Below are 18,269 nucleotides of genomic sequence, written 5' to 3'. Positions count from 1 at the left end.
GCGATCCTCATGGGGAGCTGGGTCGCCACGTTCGTGCTGTATCTGTTCATCAAACCCGACACGCCCACGCCGCCCGCGCCATTGGTGAATACCGTTCCGGCAGCGGTGCATACGACGGCCCCGGTGAAGTGATCCGCCCGAGGTCGCAGGGCGCAGGGTCCGCGATCGCGGCCCTGACCAGGGTCTGACGCTGCCGGTGAGGGAACTCACGGGCCCAGGTCACACCGTCGCCCGTGGTTACACTGGCTCCCCGTGATCACCATGCGGAACGTCACCAAGTCGTACAAGACCTCGACGCGACCCGCGCTGGACAACATCACGGTGGATGTGGGCAAGGGCGAGTTCGTCTTCATCATCGGACCGTCCGGCTCGGGCAAATCGACCTTCATGCGATTGCTGCTCAAAGAGGAGACCCCCACCACGGGCGAGATACAGGTCGCCGATTTCCGGGTCGACCGGCTGCCGGGCCGCAGGGTGCCCAAACTGCGTCAGCGGATCGGCTGCGTGTTCCAGGACTTCCGGCTGCTGCAGCAGAAGACTGTGGAGCAGAACGTGGCGTTCGCGCTCGAGGTGATCGGTAAGCGCAGGCAGTTCATCGAGCGCACCGTCCCAGAAGTGCTGGACATGGTCGGGCTCGGCGGCAAGGCCGACCGACTGCCGGGCGAGCTGTCCGGCGGCGAACAGCAGCGCGTGGCCATCGCGCGCGCGTTCGTCAACCGTCCGCTGGTGCTGTTGGCCGACGAGCCCACCGGCAACCTCGATCCGGACACCAGCGCCGACATCATGGCCCTGCTGGAACGGATCAACCGCATCGGCACCACGGTGCTGATGGCCACCCATGACAACCACATCGTCGACTCGATGCGCAGACGGGTCATCGAACTCGATCACGGCCGCATGGTCCGCGACGAGGCCACCGGCGTGTACGGAGTTGATCGATAATGCGGGCGAGTTTCCTGTTCGGCGAGGTCTTCGAAGGACTACGCCGCAACGTCACCATGACCATCGCGATGATCCTGACCACCGCGGTCTCGCTCACCATGCTCGGTGGTGGCCTGCTCGCGGTGCGGATCGCGGACAAGACCGAGCAGTACTTCCTGGATCGGCTCGAGGTCAGGCTGTACCTGACCGAGGATGTCTCGGCGACCGACCCGGACTGCTCGTTGGAGCCGTGCGCATCGCTGATGGGCGACCTCAAGGCCACCGAGGGCGTCGAATCGGTGCAGTTCCTCAACCGCGACGATGCGATCCGCGAGGCCAAAGAGAAGACCTTCAAGGATCAGCCGGAGTTGGCCGAATTCGTGGCCGATACGCCACTGCCCGCCTCACTGCGGGTCAAGATGGTCGACGCCGAGCTGTACCCGACGATCTACGAGTCGTTCTACGACCGGCCCGGCGTCGGCATGGTGCGCAATGACAAGGACATCGTCGACCGGCTGGTCAGCCTGTTCGACGGGTTGCGCAACGCGGCGTTCGGCCTCGCCATATTGCAAGCCGTCGCGGCGCTACTGCTGATCGCGAACATGGTGCAGATCGCGGCCTTCACCCGGCGCACCGAGGTCGGCATCATGCGGCTGGTCGGCGCGACGCGCTGGTATACCCAGCTGCCGTTCCTACTCGAGGCGGTGGTCGCGGCGCTCGCCGGTTCGCTGCTGGCCGTAGTCGGCCTGTTCATCGCCCGTCCGCTGGTGGTCGATCGCGCTCTGGGCGATCTGTTCGCCAGCAAAGTGTTCCCCCGGATCACCGGCGATGACATCGCGACGACAGCATTGATCATCGCGCCGGTCGGGGTGGTGTTCGCGGCGCTCACGGCGTACGCGACGCTGCGCTATTACGTGCGCGAGTAGGACCGGCGGAGCCGAGCGCGGGAAAGCTCCGGCGATCGCCCCCTCGCGAACCTGTGCGCCTCGGGTCTCCCCGGCCCCCGGGCGACCGCATCGCGCACTGCTTGCGCGGCGGCCTCGAAACGTGCTTTTGCCCCGACGACCGGTTCGGCGGTCAGATCGGCGCCGAGCGCGGCGGCCAGCTCCTCGCACCGGCCGACCCGGTGAAGGCCACGACCCCGCTCGGCGTCGCGCCGAGGACGACGGCGTTGCCACGGTCGTCGGTGAACCTCCAGCCATCGCCCGACGCCTGCGTGCCCTCCGAGCCCACCCCGCACGCCGCGAGCGCGGCTCCCATGCCGGCGATACCTCCCACTGCTAGGAACCGACGACGATTGAAATCGGTGTTCGGTGAAATCCCGTAGTTGTCGATGTCTGCCGTCCCTTGCTCGCGGTTCCGGGCCGGTGCCCATCAGAGCGGTCGACAGCAGGTAAGGCAAGCCTTACCAACGATGCCGTGGCTACCGCGAGGCAACTGTGACGCCGAACAGAATTCACGTCTCGACGGTTTTCTTACTCTGGAGTAAGATAGCCTTACTCAAGAGTAAGATTCTGGGACCACCTCACCCACCCATCCGAGAAAACAGGTGATGATGAGCACTCGAGACAGCGCGACGAAGCGACGTCCGGATTCCGGCCGGAGCCAGGAATCCGCGGTCGGCCTGACCCAACCCAAGCGGGATTGGATGGGCGCGGCGATGCGGGTGATGACGACCCTCACCGGGTCCGAGCTCGCCGAGAAGTACAACTTGCGCAAGCCGATCGAGCGGGTCACCTACGAAGGCACCAAGACCGGATTCCGCACCCTCGGCGCGGCCACTCGCGCGTTCAGCAAGGTCGCAGGCGGCGGGCAGCCGCAGCGTTTGGCCACCAACGAGGCCAAGAACAAGGACTACTTCGATCTCACCCCCTCCGACGAACAGCAGATGATCGTCGAGACGGTCCGTGAATTCGCCGCCGAGATCCTGCGCCCGGCCGCGCACGATGCCGACAAGGCCGCCGCCGCGCCGAAGGATCTCCTCGGTCGCGCCGCCGAACTCGGCATCACCCTGATCAACGTGCCCGAGGAGCTGGAAGGCGCCGCCAGCGAACGCGGCGCCGTCACCAACTCGATGGTCGCCGAGGCGCTCTCGCACGGCGATATGGGCCTGGCCCTGCCGATCCTGGCGCCGAGCGGTGTCGCTGTCGCGCTGTCGCAGTGGGGTACCGACGCGCAGCAGAAGACCTACCTGCCCGCCTTCACCGGCGAGAACGTTCCACAAGCCTCCGTGGTGATCAGCGAACCGCGCGCGCTGTTCGACCCCTTCGCCCTGCAGACCAAGGCCGTGCGCTCCCCCAGCGGCTACCGGATCTCCGGCGTGAAGAGCCTGGTTCCGGCCGCCGCCGACGCCGAACTGTTCATCGTCGCCGCCGAACTCGACGGGCGCCCCGCGCTGTTCATTGTCGAGTCCGACGCGCAGGGCCTGGTTGTGGAGGCCGACCCGAGCATGGGTCTGCGCGCCGCGGGCCTCGGCCGGCTCATCCTCGACAACGTCGCGGTCGGCACCGACGCACTGCTCGGTGACGGTGACAGCAAGCAGCATGCCGAGGACTACGCCGACGCCGTGCGCCTGGCCCGCCTCGGCTGGGCGTCGCTGGCCATCGGCACCGGTCAGGCCGTGCTCGACTACGTGATTCCCTACGTCAACGAGCGTGAGGCGTTCGGCGAGCCGATTTCGCACCGTCAGGCGGTCGCGTTCATGGTCGCAAATATCGCCATCGAGCTCGACGGTCTGCGTCTGGTGACGCTGCGTGGCGCCTCCCGCGCCGAGCAGGGCCTGTCCTTCGCCCGCGAGGCCGCGCTGGCCAAGAAGCTGGCCACCGACAAGGGCATGCAGATCGGACTGGACGGCGTGCAGCTGCTCGGCGGCCACGGCTTCACCAAGGAACACCCGGTCGAGCGCTGGTACCGCGATCTGCGTGGCATCGGCGTCGCCGAAGGTGTCGTCCTCGTCTAACCGGCCTGTTCGTTACTTCAGGAGATTCCCACCATGATCAATCTCGAACTCCCCAAGAAGCTGCGGGCCAGCGCCAACCAGGCGCATCAGGTCGCCTCGCAGATCTTCCGCCCGATCTCGCGCAAATACGACCTCGGCGAGCATGAGTACCCCGTCGAGCTCGACACCATGGCCGCCATGGTCGAGGGCCTCGCCGACTCCGGCACCCAGAAGATCGGCGGCGCCGCCGGTGGCCGTGAGGACGACAGCGAGACCAACTCGCATGCCACCGAGCTGCTCGGAAACACCAACGGCGGCAATATGTCCGCGCTGCTCAACGCCCTCGAGACCTCCTGGGGCGATGTCGGCCTGATGCTGTCGATCCCCTACCAGGGCCTTGGCAACGCCGCCATCGCCGCGGTCGCCACCGACGAGCAGCTCAAGCGTTTCGGCAAGGTGTGGGCCTCCATGGCCATCACCGAGCCCTCGTTCGGCTCCGACTCCGCGGCCGTCACCACCACTGCCGTCCTCGACGGCGACGAGTGGGTCCTCAACGGCGAGAAGATCTTCGTCACCGCGGGTGAGCGCTCCACCCACATCGTCGTGTGGGCCTCGGTCGACCGCAGCCTCGGCCGCGCGGCCATCAAGTCCTTCGTCGTCCCGCGTGACGCTCCGGGTCTGTCGGTGGCGCGGCTCGAGCACAAGCTCGGCATCAAGGCCTCCGACACCGCCGTGCTGCTGCTGCAGGACTGCCGGATCCCGAAGGACAACATCCTCGGCAGCCCGGAAGTCAACGTGGAGAAGGGCTTTGCCGGGGTCATGCAGACCTTCGACAACACCCGCCCCCTCGTCGCCGCCATGGCCGTCGGTGTGGCCCGCGCCGCCCTCGAAGAGCTGCGCGCGGTCCTGAAGGAGGCGGGCATCGAGCCGTCTTACGACATCCCGGCCAACAACCAGACCGCCGCGGCAGCCGAATTCCTGCGTATGGAAGCCGATTACGAAGCGGCCTACCTGCTCTCGCTGCGCGCCGCCTGGATGGCCGACAACAAGAAGCCGAACTCCTTGGAAGCCTCCATGTCCAAGGCCAAGGCCGGCCGCACCGGCACCGACGTCACCCTCAAGGCCGTCGAACTGGCCGGGACCATCGGCTACTCGCAGCGGACCTTGCTGGAGAAGTGGGGCCGCGACTCGAAGATTCTGGACATCTTCGAAGGGACTCAACAGATCCAGCAGCTGATCGTGGCTCGGCGGGTGCTGGGGAAGACCAGTGCTGAGCTGAAGTAGCGGCGCTGTCCAGCACCAGATCGACGAGGGCCGATGCGTACCAGGCGCATCGGCCCTTCGTCGCGCCGGCGGACCGGCGGAAATTCGATGGAACCGATCTGTGGTCTTCGGCGTCCAAGTACTAGAAGTGGACGAATCGTCTACCGTCGACGCAACGTGCGCGAGGCATGGCGCATCGAAATGGATAGGGAGTGTTGGTGACCGAAGACCTTCAGGTACAACCCGACGACCTGGACCGGTTCGCGACCGTCATGAGCGATCTGGCCTCGGATTCCGACAGTGCCAAGCAGTATGTCGCGAAGTGGTTCAACATCACCGGCGATGATGCTCGAATATTCGCGCATGTGGCGGGTATCGCCGAACAGGTCAGGCAGAATCTGGAAGCCAACTACGACAAGCTGCGTGCCCTCGGCGAGGCATCCGCGACAGAGCTCACCAAGAGCGCGGAGATGTACCGCACCACCGACCTGGCGACGGCCAAGCGCCTCGACAGCACGTACGGCGAAGGAAAATGATGGCAAGTCCCGGCGAAGCACTGCAGGAACCGACGGCCGAGGACCCGATGCCCGGATGGATCCCCTACTTCATCGGCGGCAATTTCGTATCCCCCGCGTACTACCTCAACGAGGCGTCGAAAACGCTGCTGGGTATCGACGTCTTCGGCTGGGCCTCCCAACAGGTCGCAGGCGATTGGGAGGCGGTGAAGAAGGCCTCCGGAGCCGCGGGGAACCTGGCCGCGTTCAACTCCTCCTTCCACGACACGGTCAAGGCGGACTGGCAGAACACTGTCGAGAACACCTGGAAAGGCAACGCCGCCGATAACGCACGCAGCTACTTCCACGGACTGGCCGGATCCGTCGAGTTCCAGGTGCGTTCGCTAGAGGAGATCGAGCGAACCCTCAACAACATCAGCAACGCGATGGTCAATCTGGGCAGGGTCCTCGGCGATCTGCTCCAGGGAATCGCCGATTTGATCATTATGTGGCTGGCCAAAATGGCAGCGGCAGCGATCCAATCGTCGGCCGTTATCACCGCGCCGACCGCGGCAGCGACCTATGCCGCCGCGGCAGTCGACGCCGTACGGATCGTCGCGAAGTACCAGCAGATGGTGAACGCGGCAGGGACCGCGTTCAAAGTAGTCGTCGGGCTCTGCGCCACAGCACTTCAGTTGTCCAGCCGAACTCCCGAGGAACTCCCGCCGCTGCCTTCACCGTCCTACGACCACCCGGGAGCTTGATCTGATGCAGGAGCGGCCCGAACCCACTTACGATGTCGCCGGCGGAGATCCCGGTGCGTCGCGTCAGCTGCGCAAGTCTCTCGAAGCTCTCCGATTCGCGGCAGCCGCCCCTGAAGTCCGCAAACAATTGGACGACGTCATCGCGGGGCGAATGAGCATGCGGGAATTCGGCAAGTCCGACGCGTTCGCAGGCATACTCGATCGGGCGCTGACCCCTCACGCGATGAACAAGATGAGCACCCTGTCGCCGTCCGAACTGGAGACCATGGCCGAACAAGGCCGCGCCGAGCAACAACAGCTCCGCACTGAACAACCCGCCACTGCAGAACCAACTGCATTCGAGTATTCACCGTCACAGGACACACAGCTGCCACCCCGTGCGCCCGAGGATCACCCCACGGCCCGGCTACATCCCGGTACCCGCAAACCCAACCGGGAGCAGGTGGTCACCCCGGACGAACCCGACGAGGACGACCTGTATTTCCAGGAGCGTCAGCAGCGCGGTTGGCTGGTGTGATGGCGAATTACCCGGCCGAACCAGCCGAGGTCGCCGTCCCCGCGCAACCCCGCTACGGGATGGAAACCGTCGGCGACATGCTGCGTATGTCGAACTCCCGGGAGTGGCGCGACCTGTTCTCGCTCGAGCTTCAGCAACCACTGCCAGACATATGCAGTGAACACGGCCTTCCCGCGGTGGACCGCTGGGTCAAGGTCATCCTCTTCCGCCGGACGCCTCGCGGAATCGAACAGCAGGGCCTCGGTGTCTCGCTACGTGGCTTCGGATCCGGCCTCGTCAGGACCGGCCATAGGATTCCTCCCGTCGTCGGCGATCTGCACGGCGAATGGCCGGTGTGCGCGAAATGCATTCGGCGCACGACACTGTTGCGATGGTTGGCGCGAACCCTGATTATCATCGGCCTCCCCCTGCTACCCGCACTCCTGATCGCCCTCCAGCTCGGCGTCGACCACATCCACCCCGCCTGGGTGGTGGCGTTCTTCCCCGGCTGGTTCCCGGTCGGGCTCCTGGTGGCCATGCTGACCTACCAGACAGCAGATCAGTTCATCCGTTTCGGCCCGATCGTCAACGCTGAATCCCTCACCATTCGAGCGCACCCCGATTTCGCAGCGGCAGTCGCCGAGCAGCGAGGTTGAGCCAGGCACTACAGGGCCTCTACCGGACATGCGCGGTGGGATCTGTCCCGAGGTCGATGATTTCGGGTGGCTCCCAGCACAGGACGTTGACGCACGTCTCATCGACAACTAAGTACTCACGCAGCGCGCCGTCCTGGCCTCTCCAGAACGACGGCCGACGACGTTCGAGCTCCAACCACCCGCCGCCTGAAACCTCCCACAGCCAGCCGTTCGGCTCACTGTAGGTGTTCCAGTACTCGGTGAGGTCACCCTCGTCCATCACTCGAAACCCCAACGGCCGACGGAAGACCACTCGGGCGTAGGCGAAGCCGGAGCCCTGTATTTCGAGGGTCAGATCGCCGTCGTATCGCAAGTCCCGCACGACTTTGGACGAGTACCTGGCGGACTCGACGACCAGACGACATTGCGGTTTGCCGATAGCGGTCGGGGATTCACCAGAGTTGGCGGCGTCGTGCGTCATAGTTGGATCATCCCCGCGCTCCGATCATCCCGAATCGCAAGGCCCGCCTGCGGCAGCGATCACCTACCGGTAAGCGACGAATTCCACGCAGCGGAAACCAGTCGCGTCAACTCCTCGGAGAGGCCCGGAGCGGCAGCGATGGTGTGGCGCGCGTGTGCGGTGTGTCTGCTCCCGTCCGAGTCGGTGACAACCGCCCCCGCTTCGCGTGCGATCAGCACACCGGCTGCCATATCCCATGGTTTGTTCGACATGATGACGGTGCCGTCAGTGCGGCCTTCCGCTACCCATACCAGGTCGAGGGCAGCGGAGCCGAACATACGGACTCGCTCCACTGATGCCGCGAGGGCCTCGGTGATCGCGAACCGCCGGAGGTTCTCCGTCGCGGCTTTCGGGCCAACCGCGTAGTCGCCGATCGACACTATGGCGTCGCTGATGTTTCGCGCTGCGCTCGTCGTGATGGACTCTCCGTTACAGAAGGCACCGGCTCCCACTGCCGCACGGTATTCCAAGCCGAGAAAGGGCGCGTCGACGACGCCGATCAGGGGGGCACCGGATTGCACGAGTGCAAGGGAAACGGCGCATAGCGGAAGACCGTGGATGAAGTTCGATGTGCCGTCGATCGGATCCAGAATCCACACGTACTCCGTGTCCGCACTGGTCGGCGTCGTGTTGGCTTCCTCGCCGAGAAAGCCGATCCACGGCGTGGCTGCATGTAGATACTGCTGCATCGCGGACTGGATTCGGAGGTCCAGTTCGGTCACAAAATCGCGATCGCCTTTCGACCGGACGGCACCGGCGTCGGCAGTGGTCAACAGAGCTACGCCCTCGGCGACGGCGGCTCGCGCCGTTGACAGCAGCGCATCGCTATCGATCACGTGCCCACCTCCTGCCCTCGCGCCCACATGCCATCGAAAACACCCGCGAATGTATCGAAGATGCCCGCGACCTCCGACTTGCGAGAGACGAACGTAGGCGACTCCACTCCACGCGCATCGGGAAGATAGGGCTGCATGATGCAGATCGAGGCGTCGATGATGGTGAGATTGAACCGGGCCGGTTCATCGTAGGTCCGGATACGGATGGCTCCTGGAACATCGGACCCTGCTTGCCCACGTATCCGCTCGAGAGCCAGGATGTTCAGTTCGGTCAGGCTCGACAAAGCCCCCGGCCGGTGTCCCTCTTCCTTCTCCCGAGCCTTGATATTCGCACCTGCTGGATCGAGGAAGAGGCATCTGATTGCGGTCCCGCCACCGAGTAGCTGAAGGGTGTCCGCGTCAGGATAGTGTTGGCACAGCAGATTCAAGGAGATACCTGCGGCATCAACCGTCTTTGCTCCGGCCAGAAGCTGTTGCGGCGGCACCTGCCGCACGAAGTCCGCCCTGTTCCGGAAGACATACTCAACGTCGGCGGCCCGATCAGGTATTGCATGCTGCGACAGCGTCTCCGAGTTGCGTCCCACTGGAACCGAAGGGTTGCCGGAATGGGCCTCGAACAGCTCCGCGACCGACCAAGCCGGGAACATTCCCTCGAGGATTCGGCAGTGATGCGGATACGGCAGGCCGCTGATATCGCCTGATAGCCAGCGATAGAACTGTGCCTTCTTGGGGCCACAGCCGATGACGGCAGGATCGACTTGCCGGGCGATCCTGTCGTACTCCCGATTGAACGCTGAGACCGTCTGCAGATGACGTTGTTGCAGTAGAACTTTCAAAACCGTGCCCATAGCCCCCTACTTTCCGTGATGCCGAATGCCTTGCGACGCTGAACCACCGGGGAACGAGGCATAGATGATACCTCCACGGATCAGCAGAGACCTTCGCGGCGTCGCGCCGATACCCAGCTGTGGGACACGCTGCCGGAGCATCTTCAGCCTGTTCCGAGGAGTAGAAGTGATCCTGAGCAACCGAAAACCGACCTATCTCGATGCCGACGCAGCCGACCATGTGGGATCGACGGCTGCCCCCAGCGTGGTGGTCTTCTGATGCCACACGCAATCGTATTCCTCGAGCAAGCCCTGTGCGGCGACGGCAGAGCCCTGCTGGAAACCCAATGCGGGCTGTTGGGCGCCGCGCACGGCTTCCACATCCAGCGTGTCGTGGTGCACGATCAGCATGATCCGATTCCGTGGACCCTCGATGAGGTCTTGAAGTCTGGGCCGAACGGCATCATCGTGTCGACGTTGGAGCACATCGGTTTCCGGGCTCATCATGTCTTGACTCGCTGTTCGCTCCTGGTCGGGCAGCCTTACGGCTGGCACCACAGGGGAGCGATGGATCGGCATATCTCAGGAATGCCGAGGGGGTGACGGCATCGCGGACTGTCGACGATAGCTGTCGGCGGGCCGTGGTTCGGCGTTGCTCGACCGTCGATTGAGTAGTCCCACCCTTGCCGTCCGGTTTCCGCGGAGCGCATGCTCGGGTGATGGAGTCTCGCGATCTGCGACCGATTCGGCGAGTTGGTGTCGCAATCTTGGCTGCCGTCACGGTCGTCGGCTGTGCGACGTCCACCACGGGTGGTCATCCGACGCCCCGCGACTACCCGACTCCCTTCGACGAACCACCGACGACGACCGAAACCGGTCTACCGGAACCGCGACCGGAGCCACCGCTCCCGCCAGGTGCCCATCCCGTCGTGGTGCACAACTGCGATTACGACGGTGGATACGAGGTGACCGAGAAACGGAATCCCGATGCCGTCGCCGACCTCGATGTGCACGACATCGAGGTCTACCAAACCCGAAGCGACCATTCGTTCGGCTATCACCCACAGGGAGCGGCGGATGTCTACGTGCACAACACCGCCCGGCCGCAAGTGCTTGTATTGAGCGCCTACGAGCCGACGCTGTGGCGTGTTCACTCCGATCCCGGCGTGCGGATCCCGCTGGTCGTGCTGAGCAGTGGCGAGAACGACGTCTCAGGCGTGCCGGACGATACCGAAGTCGTCACCGAAAACAACTGGCCAACCGTCCCCAACCAACAACTCGCCGCCCCAGCCGATACCCCCCGCACCTCCGAGACCTACTGCTACGACGCCAGCCTCTTCTCGATCCGGCCATAGCCGCCGAGCCGACGAGGGATACATCGGACTGGCGACACGCCGCGACGGGCGGCCTGACGTCTCCCTCGTCGGGAGGTTGGCAGTCGCCTGGACGGCTCAGGTCAGGTGCTTGCGCAGGACTTCCTGGTGAGTCGGGCGAGCAGCAGCGAGACGGTCGCGGCCCTCGGACGTGAGCCGCAAGAAGTTGGCGCGGCGGTCGAAATCGCAGGCTGCGCGCTCGACCAGTCCGGCCTTCTCCAGCCGGGTGACGGTGCGCGAGAGTGCGCTCTGGCTCAGGTACATCTCGGTCTCGATGTCTTTCATCTTGACCTTTTCTTCCTGCGCTGTGCCGCAGCGCCCGCCCAGCACCTGCAAGAGCTCGAACTCGCTGAGCCCGAGCTGGTGCTGTGCCTGTAGCGCGCTCTCCAGCTCACAGGAGGTGCCGTGGTATAGCCGGAGGGTTTCGGACCACTTCGCGCAGACATCTTTGTCGTTGTCGTGGTACATGAGCCGAGGTTAGCATGTCAAGTCATTATATGCACGCGCATTGCATGTGTTGACATTGAATGCATGTGCATTTAAGTTACCTTCCGTGACCACGACAACGGCACCCCAGAACCTCACCGCTCCTACTACTTCTGAACCAACCGCAAGTGGTTGGGGGCCCAAGCTGTGGGCCATCCTGTTCGTCGCCGGTCTGGCGATGTTCCTCGACGCACTCGACGTCTCCATGGTCGGCGTCGCGCTGCCCTCCATCGGCGAGGACCTCGGCCTGGACACCTCCGCGCTGCAGTGGATCGTCAACGGCTACATCCTCGGCTACGGCGGCCTGCTGCTTCTGGGCGGACGAGCCGCCGACCTGCTCGGCCGCAGACAGGTCTTCCTGACCGCGCTGGTGGTCTTCGGAATCGCCTCGTTGATCGGCGGACTCGTCGATGACGGCGCGTTGCTGATCGCCACCCGCATCATCAAGGGCGTCGCCGCCGCCTTCACCGCACCGGCCGCGCTCTCGATCATCACCACCACGTTCAAGGAAGGTCCGGACCGCAACCGGGCCTTATCGATCTTCACCATCTTCGGCGCCACCGGGTATGCCTCCGGCCTGATCGTGTCCGGCCTGCTGACCGGCATCGACTGGCGGCTGACCTTCTACATGCCCGTCGCTGTCGTGGCCGCCGTGACGGTCACCGCCTACTTCGTCATCCCGCGCAACATCGAAAAGGAAGAGGGCCGTATCGATTTCACCGGCGCCGCGCTGCTGACCGGTGGCATGCTCGCCGCGGTCTACACGATCGTCACCGGGCCCGAGACCGGGTTCACCCCCACCGTCATCGCGACCACCATCCTCGCGGTCGGTCTGCTCGGCACGTTCTTCGTGGTGGAGAACCGGGTGCGCCACCCGCTGGTTCGGCTGAGCATCTTCAAGGTGAAGTCGATCGTGCGGGCCAACCTGGCCGCGCTGGCCATCTTCGGCTCCTACCTGAGCTTCCAGACCATCGTGTCGCTCTACCTGCAGAACACCCTGGAGTGGGAGCCGCTGCAGATGGCGCTGGCGATGGCGCCGACCGGCATCATCGTCGCCATCCTGTCGCCGATCGCGGGCAAGTTCATCGACCGGTTCGGCACCACCCCGATGATCCTGGCCGCACTCACTTCGTTCGTGGCCGGCTACGTGTGGTTCCTGGTGCGCGGCGGCAGCGCCGATCCGAACTACGCCGTCGACTACCTGCCCGCGTTCCTGCTGCTCGGCCTCGGCTTCGCGCTCGGTTTCTCCGCGGTGATGGTGCAAGCCACCGAAGGTATCGCCGACCATGAGCAGGGCCTGGCCTCCGGGCTGGTGCAGACCTCGTTCCAGATCGGCGGCGCCGTGGTGCTCGCTATCGCCACCGGTCTGATCAGCGACGCCACCACCGACGGCATCGCAGGCTACCGGCCCGGGCTGTACCTGGTCACCGCGGTCGCAGTCATCGGCCTGATCGCCTCCGCCTCGGCCGTGCTGGCTCGCAAGCAGGCGGTCGCCGAACCCGTGTAAGCGGATTCGACAACTGAATACCAGCCAGTGGGGTCGCCGTACCGGCGGCCCCACTGTCGTGCGTTATCAGCCGCGCGAAGCGATGGCGCTGCTGCTCTGACGGCGCGTGACAGGCTCAGCCGAGAGCGGCTTCCAATCCGTTGACCAGTTCCTTCGCGATCGGGCACAGCTGGTCCGCCGTTCCATCCGGATACGCCTGGGCGACAGCTTGAATCAACGTGCCATCTACGTCGAGGATGACGACCAGATGGCTGCCGCCGTACAAACCGACATCGGCCTCGCGGAACGAGTCCGGCTGATAGGCGGCATCGTTCGACAAACGGCGCCCTGATCGCGCTCGTCTCATGACTGGCCGGGGGGTGACCATTCACATACCGGATCACGGTGCCAGGGCCCGGACCTCGTCGGTTACCTCGTCGTAAGCAACTCCACCGAAAAGTAGGTACTTGTCGTGGTCAGGCGTCGAACCAAGACTCGGTGATATCGAAAGAGGTCGTGGACCTCTCCGCTGTACGTCGATGATCGGAGTCGTCATGAACGAACGGGAACACGCTCCCGTGACTGTCCTCGGATTGGGTTCGATGGGGAGCGCGCTCGCCGCGGCGTTCGTCGCTGCGGGGCACGCGACCACGGTGTGGAACCGGAGCCCGGAGCGGGCTGCGGCACTGGTGAAGCAAGGTGCGGTTCAGCAACTGCAGATCGCCGACGCGGTCGAAGCCTGCTCAGTGATCATTGCCTGCTTCAGCACATTCGAAGCGACCCGTGAAAGCCTTGCAGAGGCAAGTCTGCGAGGGCGCGACCTCATCACCCTGAACAGTGGAAGCCCCGCCGAAGCGCGCGAATTCGCGCAATGGGCTACCGACCGCGGCGCGCGATACCTCGGTGGTGCGATCAAGAACGTCCCGTCGGCGGTGGGCAACCCGGACACACTGCTGTACTTCGGCGGCGACCGGGATGTGTTCGACGAGCATGCGGACACCTTGCGCGCGCTCGGCGGTGACCTCGAATTCCTCGGCCCGGAACCAGATCTCGCTGTGCTCTACGAAGCGGCCGTTGGCGCGACGCTGTTGCCCGCCCTGCTCGGGTTCCTCGAGGGCGCAGCGGTATTGGCCACGCGCGGTTACCAGGCGCAGACGATGGTCGGCTACTCCGTGAAATGGTTGCAGATGATCGAGTCGATTCTTCCGGTCATCGCCGAGGAGATCGACAACCGTGACTACACCCGCCTCGGTGCCTCGATCGAGGTGTTTCACAACGCGATAGATCAGGATGTGCAGCTCGGCACGGAGTCCGGCGTCGACATGGCCTGGCACGCACCGCTACATGAGTTGTTGCGGCGCGCGGTCGGCGACGGCATGGGCAAGCAAAGCATCACCGCACTCATCGAACTGCTCGCAAAGCCGTCCGGTCCCGTAGCCACAGACTAGGGTTCGACAGGCCGCCGATCCGCCAGTGCTCGAGCGATTCGGGTACGGGCAGCCGGATCTAGCGTCGGCTGCCTCGCCCGAATCCGGGCCGAGAGTCCGTCACCCGAGCTGTTTGAGGTTCTTCATCGTGAATCGCGAATTGACGCGCCCGATCTTCGGGATCGTCATGACGTGCTTACTCAGGAACGCCTCGTAAGCATCCAGATCCGCGACGGCGACGCGTGCGAAGTAGTCAGGGGTACCGAAAAGCCTGCGCAGCTCCCTGACCTCATCGAGCCCGGTCATCGTCTCCTCGAACCGGGAAACCGTCTTCGCGTCCTGTCCTTCGAGGGTGAGATCGAGCAGCACTTCGAATGATCGCCCGACCGAACCAGGGTCGATGACGGCTCGATATCCGCGGATGACGCCGTCGGCTTCGAGGCGCTGCACCCGGCGTAAGCATGGGCCGGGAGTGAGGCCGACTCGTCCGGCGAGTTCGACGTTGGTCAGGCGCCCGTCGACCTCCAACTCGGCGATGATTGCTCGATCCAGCGAGTCCATGCATCTATATTGCTCGCTGGACCCTACGGCGTGCAATTTCTGCAACCAAAGAGCAAGCCGATTGCGGGACCATGATGTGGTGCAGCAACTCGAACCGGCGCCCGCTCATGCGGTGCCATCCAGATCCCGGCAAGAGCAGGTCGCCGCGGGTATCGGCGACTCGGTATCGGCCGGGCTGGGTATCTTCCCGCTGGGCATCGCGCTCGGCTTGCTGGTGGTCCAAGCGGGTCTGCCGTGGTGGCTGACACCGGCGTTGTCACTGGCGGCGTTCGCGGGTTCGCTGGAGTTGCTGCTGGTCGGGATGGTGGCCGCGACGGCACCGCTGGTCGCGGTCGCGATCACCGTGTTCGTCGTGAACTTCCGTCATGTGTTCTACGCGTTCTCCTTCCCGATCCATCTGGTGCGCAACAGATTCGCGCGGGTGTACAGCGTCTACGCGATGATCGATGAGGCCTATGCCGTCTCGGCCGCGCTGCCGCCGGCCGAGCGTTCGGGGCCGCGGCTGATCACGATGCAGATCGCCTCGCAGGTCTACTGGGTCGGCGGTGGACTGGTCGGCGTCGCGGTCGGCGCGGTGATTCCCGGGCCGATCAAGGGGCTGGAGTTCGCGTTGTGCGCATTGTTCACCGTGCTCGCACTCGATGCTTGTCGTTCCCGTCGCGAACTACCGTCGGTGCTGCTCGCGGCGATCGCGGTCGGTGGCGCGTTGCTCCTCGTTCCGGAAGTCGCCTTGTTCGGTGCGCTTCTGGCATTCGTGGTGCTGCTGCTCGTCAGGTACCGGATGGCTCGCCGTCGCGAATCGACGGAGCTCGCCCATGCCTGATACCGGTTATCTTCTCGCCGTGCTCGTGATCGTCTTCTCGATCACGTTCGCGCTGCGCGCCATCCCGTTCGCCGTACTGAAGCCGCTGCGCCGATCACATCTGGTGCGAACGCTTGCTGTGTGGATGCCCGGCGGCATTCTCGCGATCCTGGCCGCCACCTCCCTGCACACCAGCATCGACGACGATGGCGCGGCACTCTATGCCGTGATCGCGGTGGCCGTGACCGCCGCGGTCCATCTCGGCTTCGGACGGCGCACCCTGCTCAGCGTCGGTATCGGTACCGGCGTCTACGTCGTATTGCTCAATCTGCTCTGATCAGATGAGACCAACCGCTACCAATGAGGAGTGTGCCCGCATGGCCGACTCGGACGATCGTCGCAGCTACTTCCGCCGCATCGGCGAGCAGCGATTCGTGCCGACCGCCCACACCGGTGGCGCGTGGCGTGCCGACGAGCAGCATTTCAGTCCGCTCGGCGGTTTGATCGTCCATGCGATCGAAACGGCCCGCGCACGCGACAACCGGCCCGACCTGGTGATGAGCCGCATCACCTTCGAGATCCTCGGCCAGATCGGTCTCGAGGAATTCGATATCGAGGTCCGGACCACGCGGCCCGGCCGCACCATCGAGTTGACCGAGGCCACGGTCGTCATTGCGGGACGACCCGTAATCAGCGCCCGCGCCTGGCTCCTGGCAGAGCAGGACACCAGCGCCGTCACCGGTGGCGAACCCGACCGGCTGCCCGCACCCGAATCGCTCGAGCCCTGGCGGATCGGCGACCTGTGGCCCGGCGGCTACATCGCTTCTATCGACGTCCGCACGACCGCAGCACCCCAACCCGGCCGCACGACCGCCTGGATCTCGACACCCATCGCGCTGCTCGAAGGGGAACCCACCAGCCTCCTCGCCGACTACGTCGCCCTCATCGACACCGCCAACGGCATCGCCGTCCGCCAAGATCCCACCAAATGGATGTTCCCGAACGTCGACCTCTCGATCCACCTCTACCGCCGACCCCAGGGCTCGTGGACGGGTCTCGATACGACGGTCGTCTTCGGCGAACACGGCCAGGGCCTCACGACGACGGTCCTGCACGACGTTCACGGGCCCGTCGGCCAGGCGCAGCAGATTCTCACGGTGCGGCAGTTGGAGGGATAGGCTCAGATCCAGCGAATGCCTGTAGAGCGGTCGCGACGCGGTTGACCACACGAGCTGTCGTGCTCGTCCCCGCGATTCGATGCGCCTACGGCCCGATCGAGAACAAGCCAACTCCTCAGACTCCTCGAGCGAATGCCTCGACCATTGCCGGCAGCAGCGACTCCAGCGCTGTGCAGCTGCCGTCGAGCTCGACCACCGCACGGACCCGGGCGACGCTCACATCGTGGTCGTCGAGTTCGAACCCGGGCCGGTTACCGTCCATGACGTCACCGACCGGCATTCGTGCCCTGCACTCGTCGTCCTCGTTGCGCAGCAGCAGAATCGGGTGCCCGTCGACTTCGCGTCTTGCCGGCTCAGCGTCGGTCTCCAGCGGGCCCGGGTCGATCGCATCCTTGTCGGGCCGTGTGTCTATCTGCGCGCGAACCCTGCCGTCGTTGGCATCGACACCTGGCCCGGCCACACCGAAATCGCACAGATACGGGCTGGTTGTCGGAACCCAGTCCGTGACGCGGAAGTCTGGTGGAAGGTGTTCGACAAGGTCGCAGGATGTGCGGTCACCGAGTGGCGCAGCGGTTTCCGAAACGCTGCGCTGCGGGGGCTGCTTGCTGCGAATCAACCCCACGACACCGGTCGTGAGCTGCTCTGCGATCTCGCAGTTCAGCTGTGGGTTGTCGCCGTCGGGGCCACGGCCGAAGCCATCGGCAACGACACTCATGAACGCCCCGTCGACCGAGCGGCCGGACGTGTCCCGAGCTTCGGGGATGTCGAGGCGGATCAGGCGGCCGCAACCGAGGTTGCCGCCGTTGTACAACGTGTCGGCGTAAACGATTCCATCGTCCGAATCCAGCGGATGCTCGTCGGCATCAGGCGCTTCCCGGTCCAGATCGATCACGATCTCGGCAACACCGAAGGACTTCGCCTGCCGGCCTGGGGGAACCACAGCGGCGCGGCACGATTCGGGACCGTGGTACGGATCGAGCCCGAACTGCGCGACTTCGCCCAGCCCACTGACCTGCTCCATATTCATGAACCCACACGGATCCAGCGCCCGAATCTTCGCCGCCACCCACAGTCGGCGCTGCATTTCTTCCGAGAGCGTCTGGCCGTAGTCGTTGATCGTGACCGGCCGTGGCGCGGCCGTCTCATCTGGTGTACATCCCCCAACGGCAACCGCGGCCATGACGACCCCGAATACCGATCGGAGGGTCGCCCACGTCTGTCTCTCCCCATTCATCGCGACAAACCCTAGCCGACCTTTCCGC

At 64.8% G+C, this 18,269-nt stretch carries 24 protein-coding genes; 15 read left to right on the top strand and 9 right to left on the bottom strand.

Translation table 11 applies throughout. The features are described 5' to 3' along the window. Positions 1-9: 9 nt before the first annotated feature. The 3 genes from ACFXNW_RS10690 to ftsX all read left to right on the top strand — a co-directional run bounded on the left by ACFXNW_RS10690 (position 10) and on the right by ftsX (position 1,847). A complete protein-coding gene (locus ACFXNW_RS10690; RefSeq protein WP_379417433.1) occupies positions 10-132 on the top strand; it encodes a hypothetical protein in 123 nt (40 codons plus the stop codon). A 120-nt stretch (positions 133-252) separates the two neighbouring features. After that, complete coding sequence (gene ftsE / locus ACFXNW_RS10685; RefSeq protein ID WP_379417432.1) at positions 253-942, top strand: cell division ATP-binding protein FtsE; 690 nt, start codon at positions 253-255, stop codon at positions 940-942. Further along, positions 942-1,847 (top strand): permease-like cell division protein FtsX, encoded by a 906-nt coding sequence (gene ftsX / locus ACFXNW_RS10680; RefSeq protein WP_379417431.1) that lies wholly within the window; start codon positions 942-944, stop codon positions 1,845-1,847. The genes ftsE and ftsX overlap by 1 nt, the downstream gene beginning before the upstream one ends. 151 nt (positions 1,848-1,998) lie before the next feature. On the opposite strand, the gene ACFXNW_RS10675 is transcribed toward ftsX, so the two are convergent. Further along, on the bottom strand, positions 1,999-2,181 hold the full coding sequence (locus ACFXNW_RS10675; RefSeq protein WP_379417430.1) for a hypothetical protein: 183 nt from the start codon (positions 2,179-2,181) through the stop codon (positions 1,999-2,001). Between the two features lie 289 nt (positions 2,182-2,470). On the opposite strand from ACFXNW_RS10675, the gene ACFXNW_RS10670 reads away from it, so the two are divergent. The 6 genes from ACFXNW_RS10670 (at position 2,471) to ACFXNW_RS10645 (ending at position 7,532) form a co-directional block, all read left to right on the top strand. After that, positions 2,471-3,880: an acyl-CoA dehydrogenase family protein gene (locus ACFXNW_RS10670; RefSeq protein ID WP_379417429.1), complete on the top strand. Its 1,410-nt coding sequence runs from the start codon at positions 2,471-2,473 to the stop codon at positions 3,878-3,880. 33 nt (positions 3,881-3,913) lie between these two features. Further along, a complete protein-coding gene (locus tag ACFXNW_RS10665; protein ID WP_379417428.1) occupies positions 3,914-5,143 on the top strand; it encodes an acyl-CoA dehydrogenase family protein in 1,230 nt (409 codons plus the stop codon). A gap of 197 nt (positions 5,144-5,340) precedes the next feature. After that, positions 5,341-5,658 carry a type VII secretion target gene (locus ACFXNW_RS10660; RefSeq protein ID WP_379417427.1) on the top strand — a complete coding sequence of 106 codons (318 nt, stop codon included), beginning with the start codon at positions 5,341-5,343 and terminating at the stop codon, positions 5,656-5,658. Next, positions 5,658-6,380, top strand: coding sequence for a WXG100 family type VII secretion target (locus ACFXNW_RS10655; protein WP_379417426.1), 723 nt, complete (start codon positions 5,658-5,660; stop codon positions 6,378-6,380). Before ACFXNW_RS10660 ends, ACFXNW_RS10655 begins: the two co-directional genes overlap by 1 nt. A 4-nt stretch (positions 6,381-6,384) precedes the next feature. Continuing rightward, complete coding sequence (locus ACFXNW_RS10650) at positions 6,385-6,897, top strand: hypothetical protein (protein ID WP_379417425.1); 513 nt, start codon at positions 6,385-6,387, stop codon at positions 6,895-6,897. Then, complete coding sequence (locus tag ACFXNW_RS10645) at positions 6,897-7,532, top strand: hypothetical protein (protein WP_379417424.1); 636 nt, start codon at positions 6,897-6,899, stop codon at positions 7,530-7,532. Before ACFXNW_RS10650 ends, ACFXNW_RS10645 begins: the two co-directional genes overlap by 1 nt. Positions 7,533-7,551: 19 nt before the next feature. Here the strand turns inward: ACFXNW_RS10645 and ACFXNW_RS10640 are convergent, their stop codons facing one another. From ACFXNW_RS10640 to ACFXNW_RS10625, 4 genes are all read right to left on the bottom strand, one after another. Beyond that, entirely contained in the window at positions 7,552-7,992 is a 441-nt protein-coding gene (locus ACFXNW_RS10640; protein ID WP_379417423.1) for a hypothetical protein, read from the bottom strand. 59 nt (positions 7,993-8,051) lie between these two features. Then, a complete protein-coding gene (locus ACFXNW_RS10635; protein WP_379418091.1) occupies positions 8,052-8,867 on the bottom strand; it encodes an inositol monophosphatase family protein in 816 nt (271 codons plus the stop codon). After that, positions 8,864-9,715 carry a DUF5919 domain-containing protein gene (locus ACFXNW_RS10630; RefSeq protein ID WP_379417422.1) on the bottom strand — a complete coding sequence of 284 codons (852 nt, stop codon included), beginning with the start codon at positions 9,713-9,715 and terminating at the stop codon, positions 8,864-8,866. Before ACFXNW_RS10630 ends, ACFXNW_RS10635 begins: the two co-directional genes overlap by 4 nt. Before the next feature lie 192 nt (positions 9,716-9,907). Further along, a complete protein-coding gene (locus tag ACFXNW_RS10625; RefSeq protein WP_379417421.1) occupies positions 9,908-10,105 on the bottom strand; it encodes a hypothetical protein in 198 nt (65 codons plus the stop codon). Positions 10,106-10,461: 356 nt separating this feature from the next. Here ACFXNW_RS10625 and ACFXNW_RS10620 point away from each other — a divergent pair, with 356 nt between their 5' ends. Continuing rightward, positions 10,462-11,049 carry a hypothetical protein gene (locus ACFXNW_RS10620; RefSeq protein ID WP_379417420.1) on the top strand — a complete coding sequence of 196 codons (588 nt, stop codon included), beginning with the start codon at positions 10,462-10,464 and terminating at the stop codon, positions 11,047-11,049. A gap of 96 nt (positions 11,050-11,145) precedes the next feature. Here ACFXNW_RS10620 and ACFXNW_RS10615 read toward each other — a convergent pair whose 3' ends face one another. Further along, entirely contained in the window at positions 11,146-11,535 is a 390-nt protein-coding gene (locus tag ACFXNW_RS10615; RefSeq protein WP_379417419.1) for a MarR family winged helix-turn-helix transcriptional regulator, read from the bottom strand. A 196-nt stretch (positions 11,536-11,731) separates the two neighbouring features. On the opposite strand from ACFXNW_RS10615, the gene ACFXNW_RS10610 reads away from it, so the two are divergent. Beyond that, entirely contained in the window at positions 11,732-13,060 is a 1,329-nt protein-coding gene (locus ACFXNW_RS10610; protein ID WP_379418090.1) for an MFS transporter, read from the top strand. Between the two features lie 115 nt (positions 13,061-13,175). Here ACFXNW_RS10610 and ACFXNW_RS10605 read toward each other — a convergent pair whose 3' ends face one another. After that, complete coding sequence (locus ACFXNW_RS10605) at positions 13,176-13,379, bottom strand: hypothetical protein (RefSeq protein ID WP_379417418.1); 204 nt, start codon at positions 13,377-13,379, stop codon at positions 13,176-13,178. A 214-nt stretch (positions 13,380-13,593) separates the two neighbouring features. On the opposite strand from ACFXNW_RS10605, the gene ACFXNW_RS10600 reads away from it, so the two are divergent. Further along, on the top strand, positions 13,594-14,487 hold the full coding sequence (locus ACFXNW_RS10600; protein WP_379417417.1) for an NAD(P)-dependent oxidoreductase: 894 nt from the start codon (positions 13,594-13,596) through the stop codon (positions 14,485-14,487). Positions 14,488-14,586: 99 nt separating this feature from the next. Here ACFXNW_RS10600 and ACFXNW_RS10595 read toward each other — a convergent pair whose 3' ends face one another. Beyond that, positions 14,587-15,027: an Lrp/AsnC family transcriptional regulator gene (locus ACFXNW_RS10595; protein WP_379417416.1), complete on the bottom strand. Its 441-nt coding sequence runs from the start codon at positions 15,025-15,027 to the stop codon at positions 14,587-14,589. Positions 15,028-15,106: 79 nt separating this feature from the next. Between ACFXNW_RS10595 and ACFXNW_RS10590 the strand changes: the two genes are divergently transcribed. From ACFXNW_RS10590 to ACFXNW_RS10580, 3 genes are read left to right on the top strand one after another with little or no spacing between them, the layout of a single operon-like run. Then, positions 15,107-15,850 carry an AzlC family ABC transporter permease gene (locus ACFXNW_RS10590; protein ID WP_379417415.1) on the top strand — a complete coding sequence of 248 codons (744 nt, stop codon included), beginning with the start codon at positions 15,107-15,109 and terminating at the stop codon, positions 15,848-15,850. Next, positions 15,843-16,166 (top strand): branched-chain amino acid transporter permease, encoded by a 324-nt coding sequence (locus tag ACFXNW_RS10585; RefSeq protein ID WP_379417414.1) that lies wholly within the window; start codon positions 15,843-15,845, stop codon positions 16,164-16,166. The genes ACFXNW_RS10590 and ACFXNW_RS10585 overlap by 8 nt, the downstream gene beginning before the upstream one ends. Positions 16,167-16,206: 40 nt before the next feature. Further along, a complete protein-coding gene (locus ACFXNW_RS10580) occupies positions 16,207-17,007 on the top strand; it encodes a thioesterase family protein (RefSeq protein WP_379417413.1) in 801 nt (266 codons plus the stop codon). Between the two features lie 115 nt (positions 17,008-17,122). Here ACFXNW_RS10580 and ACFXNW_RS10575 read toward each other — a convergent pair whose 3' ends face one another. Beyond that, the gene (locus ACFXNW_RS10575) at positions 17,123-18,241 is read right to left on the bottom strand and encodes a hypothetical protein (protein WP_379417412.1); all 1,119 of its coding nucleotides are present in this window, start codon (positions 18,239-18,241) and stop codon (positions 17,123-17,125) included. Between the last annotated feature and the right edge of the window lie 28 nt (positions 18,242-18,269).

Origin of the sequence: Nocardia sp. NPDC059180 (assembly GCF_042754945.1) — a bacterium.
Lineage (GTDB): Bacteria > Actinomycetota > Actinomycetes > Mycobacteriales > Mycobacteriaceae > Nocardia.
This window is presented reverse-complemented; position numbering and strand designations above follow the sequence as displayed.

Coding starts and splice junctions, on each gene's coding strand:
- ACFXNW_RS10690 (WP_379417433.1), top strand. CDS start 10: ATGGGGAGCTGGGTCGCCACGTTCGTGCTGTATCTGTTCATCAAACCC.
- ftsX (WP_379417431.1), top strand. CDS start 942: ATGCGGGCGAGTTTCCTGTTCGGCGAGGTCTTCGAAGGACTACGCCGC.
- ACFXNW_RS10675 (WP_379417430.1), bottom strand. CDS start 2,181: ATGGGAGCCGCGCTCGCGGCGTGCGGGGTGGGCTCGGAGGGCACGCAG.
- ACFXNW_RS10665 (WP_379417428.1), top strand. CDS start 3,914: ATGATCAATCTCGAACTCCCCAAGAAGCTGCGGGCCAGCGCCAACCAG.
- ACFXNW_RS10655 (WP_379417426.1), top strand. CDS start 5,658: ATGGCAAGTCCCGGCGAAGCACTGCAGGAACCGACGGCCGAGGACCCG.
- ACFXNW_RS10650 (WP_379417425.1), top strand. CDS start 6,385: ATGCAGGAGCGGCCCGAACCCACTTACGATGTCGCCGGCGGAGATCCC.
- ACFXNW_RS10645 (WP_379417424.1), top strand. CDS start 6,897: ATGGCGAATTACCCGGCCGAACCAGCCGAGGTCGCCGTCCCCGCGCAA.
- ACFXNW_RS10640 (WP_379417423.1), bottom strand. CDS start 7,992: ATGACGCACGACGCCGCCAACTCTGGTGAATCCCCGACCGCTATCGGC.
- ACFXNW_RS10630 (WP_379417422.1), bottom strand. CDS start 9,715: ATGGGCACGGTTTTGAAAGTTCTACTGCAACAACGTCATCTGCAGACG.
- ACFXNW_RS10625 (WP_379417421.1), bottom strand. CDS start 10,105: ATGCTGATCGTGCACCACGACACGCTGGATGTGGAAGCCGTGCGCGGC.
- ACFXNW_RS10615 (WP_379417419.1), bottom strand. CDS start 11,535: ATGTACCACGACAACGACAAAGATGTCTGCGCGAAGTGGTCCGAAACC.
- ACFXNW_RS10610 (WP_379418090.1), top strand. CDS start 11,732: ATGTTCCTCGACGCACTCGACGTCTCCATGGTCGGCGTCGCGCTGCCC.
- ACFXNW_RS10600 (WP_379417417.1), top strand. CDS start 13,594: ATGAACGAACGGGAACACGCTCCCGTGACTGTCCTCGGATTGGGTTCG.
- ACFXNW_RS10595 (WP_379417416.1), bottom strand. CDS start 15,027: ATGGACTCGCTGGATCGAGCAATCATCGCCGAGTTGGAGGTCGACGGG.
- ACFXNW_RS10585 (WP_379417414.1), top strand. CDS start 15,843: ATGCCTGATACCGGTTATCTTCTCGCCGTGCTCGTGATCGTCTTCTCG.
- ACFXNW_RS10580 (WP_379417413.1), top strand. CDS start 16,207: ATGGCCGACTCGGACGATCGTCGCAGCTACTTCCGCCGCATCGGCGAG.
- ACFXNW_RS10575 (WP_379417412.1), bottom strand. CDS start 18,241: ATGAATGGGGAGAGACAGACGTGGGCGACCCTCCGATCGGTATTCGGG.